We start from the raw sequence: 8,475 nt of genomic DNA, 5'->3' as shown, positions 1-8,475 counted from the left end.
CTACTTTTGACGTCAGTTATTTTTAGGGGGTATTACCTTATAAAGACCATATCTACAAGAATTTAGGATATTAGCGTGAGCATGGACGAACAGGATTTTCCAGCGCTATATAACTCTGCGGATAGCGCTTCTTTGAAAGCGCAAAACGATTATTTCAATGCTCTAAAACTTTATCTTTTCCTGTTAATTTTGGCAGCGTTCGTATCTTTTGCATATCCATCAAATGTTTATGCTGCAATAGGCTCTGTATCACTTTTCCTGGTTACATTAGGTATTTTGATTTGGCTGAAAGTCCAAAAACCAGAAGACATTTGGTATAACGGACGCGCTGTCGCTGAGTCCGTCAAGACTCGTACCTGGCGGTGGGTTATGAAAGCAGAACCGTACAATAAAGACGTTTCAGAAGATCAAGCAAAAAGAGAGTTTCTAAATGATCTGAAAGCTATTCTTAGTCAAAACAGGTCGTTATCTCATTTCCTAGAATGGACTCCGGATCTTGGTGAAGCAATCTCTGAAAAAATGGTGACTACTCGAGGAAGTCCTTGGTCTAAACGACTAGAAATATACGTTAAAGACAGAATAGATAATCAATCACATTGGTATTCCAAAAAGTCTCAACTTAATAAGCGCTTAGCTAAACGCTGGTTTGTGTTTTCAATAATTTTGCACTCATTAGCAATTCTATTACTTCTTTATAGAATTAAAGAGCCAACAAGCGAACTGCCAATAGAAGTTGTTGCTACTGCTGCAAGTGCTGTTTTAACGTGGGTGCAAGCTAAAAAACACAACGAACTGAACTCTTCCTACGCACTTGCCGCTCACGAGATTGTTTTGATAAAAGGTGAATCCGTATCCGTACAAGAGGAGTCCCACCTTTCTGAATTTGTTATCAATAGTGAATCAGCCTTTTCAAGAGAGCACACTCAATGGACAGCGCGAAAAATCGTATAACTAGCGGCTGCAGAGTTAGGGAGATAAAGATCTGGCCTCGCCACCACTTTTGTTAGTGATAGAGCACGGTGTTAATGTCCCGAGTTACCCATGATCAGTAGNGGCTGCAGAGTTAGGGAGATAAAGATCTGGCCTCGCCACCACTTTTGTTAGTGATAGAGCACGGTGTTAATGTCCCGAGTTACCCATGATCAGTAGACACCTTCTATAGTTAGGTATCTTACCTGACACTGAGGTGCAAGATGGCTAGACATAAAACCCAGGCGTACTCAGAAGAGTTTCGCCGTGAAGCTGTAAGACTGTCTGATCTACCCGATAAAACAGCCACGGCTGTTGCTCAGGAATTGGGCATTCATCCCAATCAGATTTACAACTGGCGAGCCCAGTTTAACCGCTTGTCTGATAAGCAGTTTAACAGCTTGAATGGGGTGGATTATTCAAAGGAAGAGATAAAAAATCAGTTCGCTGAAACGCGGGCTGGTTTATGACGCTGCAGCTAAAAGAATAGAAGGTCTTATATGATATTTAAATAGGGACCGGCATATTTAGTTGAGTAGTGAGTATCTTTTATTTTCTCCGCCAGAGATTAGCAGATAAGTCGTTCCAGCGCTGTTTTCTGCTAAAAAATCTTCCAAAGTCGAGCTTTAAATTTTTAAGGAATATAATGAGTATTGAAGTCAAGGTCCCTGTGTTGCCAGATGGGGTGAATCCAGACGAGGTTTTTATATCTAAGGTTTATGTTAAGAAAGGTGAGGAGGTAAGACGAGATGATGTTTTGTTTGATGTTGAAACAGATAAGGTTATTCTAGAGGTGGTTGCTCCTGAAAATGCAGTAATTGACAATATTAAAGTGATTGAGGGGCAGCCTATCCAGTCCGGTCAGGTTGTAATTATTTTAAATAAATTGATACTTGAATCCGAGGGGCAAGGAAAGCAACAGGCGTTTATCAATAGTAATACTTTAGATAAAGTGTTTTTGGTTCATGGTCACGACGAAGCTGCAGTTCAGCAGGTTGCTCGTAGTTTAGAAAAGCTGGGCTTAGAAGTTATTATATTGCATGAGCAAATAAATGAAGGTAAAACGATTATTGAGAAATTTGAACATTTTTCAAAAAAAACCGGTTTTGCGGTTGTGTTAATGACACCAGACGATGTTGGGGGGGTGAACTCACAAAACTTATCTCATAGAGCTAGGCAAAATGTTGTATTAGAGCTCGGGTATTTTGTAGGTTTGTTTGGACGCGACAGAGTTTTTATTTTGAAGAAAGAAAATGTTGAAATTCCTTCGGATTACATGGGCGTTGTTTATACAAGTATGGATGTGAACGGAGGTTGGAAGTTATCTCTTGCTAAAGAAATTCACAATGCTGGATTGCTAATTGATTTGAGTAAAGTGGTTTTGATGTGATTATTGTGTAAGTGTATGGTTGTGAATGTTTTTTAATAATTAGCTTGGGTTTGAAAGTCTAGATTTTACTTATTTAATATTTTCGCTGTAAAATTTATTCGTAGTGGATGTCAGCTATCAAGGGAGATTTTGTTTTCGTGGATGATGTATTGACACCGGTTGTTGTAACGATTGGCGTAGCAATGAATGTCGCAGCCTTACTTGTAACCTACAACAAGATTATGAGTTTCAAAGGTGAAAAAGCGAAAGAACTCCATGGGCGATTTGCTCTGGTTAAAAAGCTTGCATGCGACCTGGAGGAAAATTATTCGGAAATACTTATTATTTTGAGCGGCATTACCAGAGCTGACTTAACCATCGATGAGATACGGTGGTTTATTAATGAGCCACGAGCATTTTTGAAACTTGAGACTTATGGTCGAGTATCAGGTCGCTATTGCAAGATTGATCTTGATAAAGGTGAGTTCTCTTTAACAGAGAGAGTTTCGACGTTTAAGAAACGTTTGGTTGAACGTGGCAAGATTTTGGGTTTCAGTCTTGGATTGTTATCACTAATATCCACCATTTGGTATTTGGTGATAATAAACGTTGAATCAGAAGTTATGGTCTATTTGGCTGTTAGTCTTTGGTTTGTATACTTTATGTTGTTGATGTGGGGCGGGAATTTTCTACTAACGACTTTAAGTAGAGCTAAACAGTTATCCGGTAAACCATAAGTACCAATCCCTCAGGGGCAGGTCTTGCTTTTTGCCACTCAAAAAAGCAGCACAGAGACGCTGATAACTTCCGTTTAAATGTACCGCCAAGACATTAAACAAACATTGCAGCCGGTATACCAAACCGCTTGGATAATGCCCTGATATGACCAAGCGTTAGCGAGCGCTTGCCGCTGAGTATTTGCGATACCAGCGATTTACCGCCGATCTCCTGCTGAAAATCACTTTGCGTAAGGCCGTGCTGATCTATCAGCAGCCGCAGCATGGCTATGCCCGGGTCTAAATCTTCTATCCGCTGATTAAACGCCTTAAAACGTTCTGCGGTTTCTTCGTACTGTTGCAGCACCGGAAACAGCAAGTCTATCAGCACTTGGTTAGCATTGTAGTCTTCAACCAACTCGTCCATTAACGCCAGCAGTTCATCATATTGCTGATCAGAAGTAATTCCCTGCACCCACGGCATAACCCGGGTGATCTGCTGCGATAAGGACTTTATTGCCTGAACATCTAACATAATCGGCTCCTTAATTCCGGCTTTGGTTTCGGTACTGCGCCGCAATTGTGCAAGGTTTACAAATAGTAAACCTGAATTAATCCAACCTCCAATGTTTTTATCTGTGTGTACAGCTAATGGCCTATTTACACAACTGACCTTCCAGAAGAGTGAGAATCACTACACAAAGAGAAAATCGCGATTGGTCAGAGTGATTTCATTAACTGATTTATTTTCTATTACTAAAACTAAAATATTTATTTAAATCATAAATAAAGCGGATAGTAAATTTTATAGATTGCAGATTAGAATAAAAAATAACGTCTTATTTATTGAATTTTTAAAAATGCGTGCTAATACATAACGACTGCTCCAACTATTTAACTGTCCAGTAAATTGGCTTAAATGATGAGGAAATAACATGGATGTTCAATGCCTGTCTGTAGGGCCGATTGTCGGCCATACATCTCCACACTACGTTCGGATTTTTGGTCGTGCTGAGTTTTCTATTGATGGTGGTAGGCCGAGAAAAGCTCATGGTGTTGTGAGGTATAGAAAATTGGGAAGTCGGAATTTTGCTAAACCCATGTATTTCAAAATGAATCCAAATTTTGATATGACAGGTGTAATTGTTATATCCGGGCTGGACGAGAACTCTAAATATCAATATCAATTAGGCTGGTTTTATTCCGATGTTGATACCGTTGATATCAATGTAGACAAAGTGCTTGAATGGAAAAAAATTGAGGTTGCTGAATTTAAAACTGCTTCTTCAAGCCTGACAGAGCCAAGGTCGCTTGTCTTCGGCTCATGTCGATATGTACTGCGTCTGTTTGGCGGTCTATGGTGGGATGATCGGGGCGACAAAGTTTTCAAGTCAATCCTTGAGCAATCAAAAACAGGCGAAACTATTGATCAGTTAATCATGTGTGGCGATCAAATATATGCAGATGATTTGAATGTGTTAGGGGCAGACGATTGTATAGATGAATACAACAAAAGATATCAAAAAATTCTAACAACACCAAATCTTCGCAAACTTATGTCGCAAGTTCCAACGTACATGATGCTGGATGATCACGAAATTGAAGATAATTGGCCTGAATCTGCAGATTCCCGCGATTGGGTTAAAAAATTTCCCGCAGCGATTCAATCATTTGCTACTTACCAGTCAAGCCATAGCCCACTATTTGATCTTAATGGTAGTCGAATTAGCGGAACGCCAACCCACCTTTGGTATCAGTATACCGATGGCTGTTGTGAGTTCTTTGTAACTGATTGCCGGACAGAAAGGTGCCTGAATCCAAAAAGCTTTGAAATGATAGGTCCGAGGCAAAAGCATGAGCTTCTACAATGGCTTACCAATGGTAGTGGTATGGTAAAAATTATAGTAACAAGCGTCCCGCTATACGAGTCAGAATCTTCTGATAAGTGGCATGGGTTTATCAGCCAAAGAGATGAGATTTTAGAATGCATTCGCACAAACTCCGTATCAAAAGTTGTGTTTTTGTCCGGTGATGTTCATGCCTGCATGGCTTCTCAACTCGATTTAGGTAACGGAGTGAAAGTAACCTCTATAGTGTCATCTGCCTTTTTCTGGCCGTATCCACATCCAAATAGAAGAGATTTCAAACTGAGTGGAAATATTAAGACATCTACTACCAACAGTTACAAAGTTATCAATGCCAGCGATGTATACCCTAAAGATGCGTTTACTAAACTCGATGTTTCAGTTGATAAAGTCGGGATTAAATTTATTTGCAGGAAAGGATTTAAGCTTGGAATTTTGAATTTTGAATTTTGAATTTTGAATTTTTCTGAAATTTTGGGTTGAAGAGAGTTGTTTATAGTGAGCTTGTATTTAAAATGTTGTGATTCCGAGTTTTTTGTAGTGATTTTGAGTGGCTAAATAATGAGGTTAACTATGGGGCAGGAAGTCAAGTCGACAAATGATAGAGTAGTCGAACTAGTGAAATCAAAACAAAAAAGCTATAAATCAAGAGCATACTTTTGGCTGTTATTACATTATTTATTAGGGGTTTTATCGGCATCTCTGGCTGCTGTTCTTGCTAGCGGAGCTATCAATGAGCCGTCTTGTGAGCAGCTCATTGCACTTGCTGTAGCTATCTCAGCAGGGGTTTCAACCTTTTTGAGACCAGATGCAAGAGCAAAACAGTTCAATGCCGCACGTAGTTTGCTTAGACGAGCACGAAATCAGCATGATTTTGATAACCACCCGTTAACCAAAGCGTTGAATGATGCAGATGAAATAATATCCGCAGAATAATGTCCGCGATTCGCTCACAGCAATTATTCCGTTTAGGTCTGTAGCTTTATACCGTGCCACAGAAGCTGACTTCCCTATTTTAGTCGAGAGCTACAGCCTTTATCTGTGCATATACCTGCTGGCCTACCTGCAAGCCCAAGCGTTCTACCGATTGTTTGGTGAGCAATGCCTGCAGTGGCTGGCCCTCCAGATTTAGCTGCACCAGGGTTTCGGCCGGATGGGGGGCGTTGTTAAAACCGCTGATGCTGACTTGCAGCTGATTACTGACCGAGCTGTCGGTTAGTGGCGTTAGGCTTAGCGCCACGTCGCGGGCCTGAATACGTAAGCGGTAGGCTGTTTGTGTGCCGGTGTTGCTAAGTGGTGCCGGTAGTTGCAGCTGTTGCTTGCCAATACTCAGCTGTAAAAGATGGTTATGACAGCCGTGGCTTTGCGCATACAGCAGCGACATAGCGCTTATAACAGCAAGTTCTGGTTGCAGCAACTGCTGTGGCAACGGGCCCTGGCTGATAATGCGGCCATGCTGCATCAATACCAGCTGATCGGCCAGCTTGACCACATCATCTAACTGATGGCTGACCAACAGCATAGGGATGCCGGTTTGATTCGCGACACGCTGTAAAAACGACAGAATCTCATTGCGGCTTTGCTGATCCAGTGACGCCAACGGCTCATCTAATAACAATAATTCTGGCTGGCTAAGTAAGGCCCGGCCCAGCGCAATACGCTGGCGCTGGCCGCCGGACAGCTGTTCTGGTTGCAGTTGCAATAAGCTTTCCAGCTCCAGCAAGCTAATGACCTGTGCCGGCTCAAGCTGCACAGCACTATGTTTAAGCCGGCGCTTAAAGCCGTACAGCAGGTTTTGCAGAACCGTTAAATGCGGCAATAAGCTGCTGTGCTGAAATACCATACCGATACGGCGCTGATGCACCGGCATAAAGTGATTACCTTGCTGCCAGACGACATCATTGCAGCGGATCTGTGCTTTCGCGTGGCGATCCAGCCCGGCGATGGCGCGCAGCAGGGTGGTTTTGCCACAGCCGGAGCGGCCAAATAGCGCGGTAACACCGTGTAATGGCAAGCTGTGATTAAGCTCAAGCGTAAAAGCGCCGCGCTTAACCGTCAGTTGTATTGCCAGGGTCATAGCACGGCCTCGCGCTCAAAACGCCGGTTTAAACCATAGACAATAAACAGCACCACAAAGGCGCTGATTAGCAAGCCGAGCGACAGTTGATGTGCCTGGGCATAGTTCATTGCTTCGGTGTGGTCGTAAATCAGCACCGACAGCACCTGAGTTTCGCCGGGGATACTGCCGCCGAGCATTAAAATAACGCCAAACTCGCCCAGCGTATGGGCAAAGGTCAGGGTAGCCGCAACGATAAAGCCGCCGCGACACAGCGGCAGTACCACGCTAAACAGCTGGTCCAGCTTGCCGGCACCCAAGGTTGCTGCCACTTCCAGCGGTCCGGCCCCCATGCGACGAAAGCTTTCCAGCAGTGGCTGCACGGCAAAGGGCAGCGAGTAAATCACCGAGCCAATTAAAATGCCGCTAAAGCTAAAAGCCAGATGCGATACGCCTAAGCGTTCCAGCGTGCTGCCAATGGCGCCGTGTGGGCCGAGTAACAGCAGTAAATAAAAGCCCAATACCGTTGGCGGCAATACCAGCGGCAGGGCGACTATGGCTTGAATGGCGGTGCGCAATTTGCTTTGCCGCAGCGCTAACCACCAAGCCAGTGGCGTAGCCAGCAGCAGTAAAATGGCGGTGGTATACAGGCACAGCTTTAATGTAAGCCGGATGGCTTGCCAGTCTTGCGGGCTCAGTGCGACGAACAGCTCTGGCATCATTGGGCTTCCTGCTGTACCAAGCTCGGCTGTTCAAAACGCCCTTGTTCAAAACCATAGCGCTGCATAATATCCAGCACTGGTGGCGTGGCGATAAACGCCGCGAACTGCCGCGCGGCAAGGTTATCGGCGCCATGGCGGGTGATCACATAGGCCTGCTGCAGCGGTTGGTGTAACTCAGTGGGAATAGGTTGGTAGCCCTGACTGGCAAGCTCCGGAAAGCGGGCCAGTGACAGCGCAATAATGGCGATATCAGCGCCACCGCTTTGCGCCAGTTGCGCGGCTTGGGCGATATTTTCGCCATAGACAATTTTCGCCTCCAGCGCCTGCCAGACGCCGGCGGCCTGTAGGGCTTGTTTGGCGCGCTGGCCATAAGGCGCATGGGCGGGTTGGGCAATGGCCAGGCGGTTAAAATCAAATTCTGCCAGTTGGCTCAGGCTAATACCGGCCATATTCTGCTGCGGGCTCCACAGCACTAAATGCCCGAGTGCATAGGGCTGTGGCGCAGTGGCTGCCAGGCCATCCTGGTATAGCTGCCGGGCAAAGCTGATATCGGCAGAGAAAAACATATCATAGGGCGCGCCATGGCGGATTTGCGTGCTGAGCTTACCGCTGGCGCCATAAATTACCCTGACATCAAGCTGAGTTTGCTGCTGAAACAGGCTGACGATGTCAGCCATGGCATAGCGCAGATCAGCTGCCGCCGCTATGGTGAGCTTGTCGCTGGCGTCGGCGGTTAAGCTGCAGATAAAGCCCAGTATTAACAGTAACTGACGCATTG

10 protein-coding genes are annotated in these 8,475 nt (G+C 44.6%); 6 read left to right on the top strand and 4 right to left on the bottom strand.

Annotation, left to right across the window (positions count from 1 at the left end; all coding sequences use genetic code 11):
- Nucleotides 1-81: 81 nt before the first annotated feature.
- The 4 genes from HRH59_RS06010 to HRH59_RS05990 all read left to right on the top strand — a co-directional run bounded on the left by HRH59_RS06010 (nucleotide 82) and on the right by HRH59_RS05990 (nucleotide 3,075).
- Nucleotides 82-951: a DUF4231 domain-containing protein gene (locus HRH59_RS06010; RefSeq protein ID WP_173500374.1), complete on the top strand. Its 870-nt coding sequence runs from the start codon at nucleotides 82-84 to the stop codon at nucleotides 949-951.
- Between the two features lie 242 nt (nucleotides 952-1,193).
- A complete protein-coding gene (locus HRH59_RS06005; RefSeq protein ID WP_173500357.1) occupies nucleotides 1,194-1,439 on the top strand; it encodes a transposase in 246 nt (81 codons plus the stop codon).
- 176 nt (nucleotides 1,440-1,615) lie between these two features.
- Nucleotides 1,616-2,359 carry a nucleotide-binding protein gene (locus tag HRH59_RS05995; protein WP_178089480.1) on the top strand — a complete coding sequence of 248 codons (744 nt, stop codon included), beginning with the start codon at nucleotides 1,616-1,618 and terminating at the stop codon, nucleotides 2,357-2,359.
- A 137-nt stretch (nucleotides 2,360-2,496) separates the two neighbouring features.
- Nucleotides 2,497-3,075 carry a hypothetical protein gene (locus tag HRH59_RS05990; RefSeq protein WP_218573465.1) on the top strand — a complete coding sequence of 193 codons (579 nt, stop codon included), beginning with the start codon at nucleotides 2,497-2,499 and terminating at the stop codon, nucleotides 3,073-3,075.
- Nucleotides 3,076-3,169: 94 nt separating this feature from the next.
- Here the strand turns inward: HRH59_RS05990 and HRH59_RS19255 are convergent, their stop codons facing one another.
- Nucleotides 3,170-3,589, bottom strand: a complete 420-nt coding sequence (locus HRH59_RS19255; RefSeq protein ID WP_173500356.1) for a helix-turn-helix domain-containing protein — start codon at nucleotides 3,587-3,589, stop codon at nucleotides 3,170-3,172.
- A gap of 400 nt (nucleotides 3,590-3,989) precedes the next feature.
- On the opposite strand from HRH59_RS19255, the gene HRH59_RS05980 reads away from it, so the two are divergent.
- On the top strand, nucleotides 3,990-5,372 hold the full coding sequence (locus HRH59_RS05980) for an alkaline phosphatase D family protein (RefSeq protein WP_173500355.1): 1,383 nt from the start codon (nucleotides 3,990-3,992) through the stop codon (nucleotides 5,370-5,372).
- 120 nt (nucleotides 5,373-5,492) lie between these two features.
- Entirely contained in the window at nucleotides 5,493-5,855 is a 363-nt protein-coding gene (locus HRH59_RS05975; RefSeq protein ID WP_173500354.1) for a hypothetical protein, read from the top strand.
- Nucleotides 5,856-5,934: 79 nt separating this feature from the next.
- Here the strand turns inward: HRH59_RS05975 and modC are convergent, their stop codons facing one another.
- The 3 genes from modC to modA are packed head-to-tail and all read right to left on the bottom strand — an operon-like array spanning nucleotide 5,935 to nucleotide 8,473.
- Nucleotides 5,935-6,996 (bottom strand): molybdenum ABC transporter ATP-binding protein, encoded by a 1,062-nt coding sequence (gene modC / locus HRH59_RS05970; RefSeq protein WP_231702407.1) that lies wholly within the window; start codon nucleotides 6,994-6,996, stop codon nucleotides 5,935-5,937.
- Nucleotides 6,993-7,697 carry a molybdate ABC transporter permease subunit gene (modB, locus tag HRH59_RS05965; protein ID WP_173500353.1) on the bottom strand — a complete coding sequence of 235 codons (705 nt, stop codon included), beginning with the start codon at nucleotides 7,695-7,697 and terminating at the stop codon, nucleotides 6,993-6,995. Before modB ends, modC begins: the two co-directional genes overlap by 4 nt.
- A complete protein-coding gene (gene modA, locus HRH59_RS05960; RefSeq protein ID WP_173500352.1) occupies nucleotides 7,694-8,473 on the bottom strand; it encodes a molybdate ABC transporter substrate-binding protein in 780 nt (259 codons plus the stop codon). The genes modB and modA overlap by 4 nt, the downstream gene beginning before the upstream one ends.
- Nucleotides 8,474-8,475 lie beyond the last annotated feature (2 nt).

The organism is Rheinheimera lutimaris (assembly GCF_013283795.1).
Classification (GTDB): Bacteria; Pseudomonadota; Gammaproteobacteria; order Enterobacterales; family Alteromonadaceae; genus Alishewanella; species Alishewanella lutimaris.
This window is presented reverse-complemented; position numbering and strand designations above follow the sequence as displayed.

Excerpts from the sequence above, each read along its gene's own strand:
- HRH59_RS06010 (WP_173500374.1), top strand. The coding sequence starts at position 82 with ATGGACGAACAGGATTTTCCAGCGCTATATAACTCTGCGGATAGCGCT.
- HRH59_RS06005 (WP_173500357.1), top strand. The coding sequence starts at position 1,194 with ATGGCTAGACATAAAACCCAGGCGTACTCAGAAGAGTTTCGCCGTGAA.
- HRH59_RS05995 (WP_178089480.1), top strand. The coding sequence starts at position 1,616 with ATGAGTATTGAAGTCAAGGTCCCTGTGTTGCCAGATGGGGTGAATCCA.
- HRH59_RS19255 (WP_173500356.1), bottom strand. The coding sequence starts at position 3,589 with ATGTTAGATGTTCAGGCAATAAAGTCCTTATCGCAGCAGATCACCCGG.
- HRH59_RS05980 (WP_173500355.1), top strand. The coding sequence starts at position 3,990 with ATGGATGTTCAATGCCTGTCTGTAGGGCCGATTGTCGGCCATACATCT.
- HRH59_RS05975 (WP_173500354.1), top strand. The coding sequence starts at position 5,493 with ATGGGGCAGGAAGTCAAGTCGACAAATGATAGAGTAGTCGAACTAGTG.
- modC (WP_231702407.1), bottom strand. The coding sequence starts at position 6,996 with ATGACCCTGGCAATACAACTGACGGTTAAGCGCGGCGCTTTTACGCTT.
- modB (WP_173500353.1), bottom strand. The coding sequence starts at position 7,697 with ATGATGCCAGAGCTGTTCGTCGCACTGAGCCCGCAAGACTGGCAAGCC.
- modA (WP_173500352.1), bottom strand. The coding sequence starts at position 8,473 with ATGCGTCAGTTACTGTTAATACTGGGCTTTATCTGCAGCTTAACCGCC.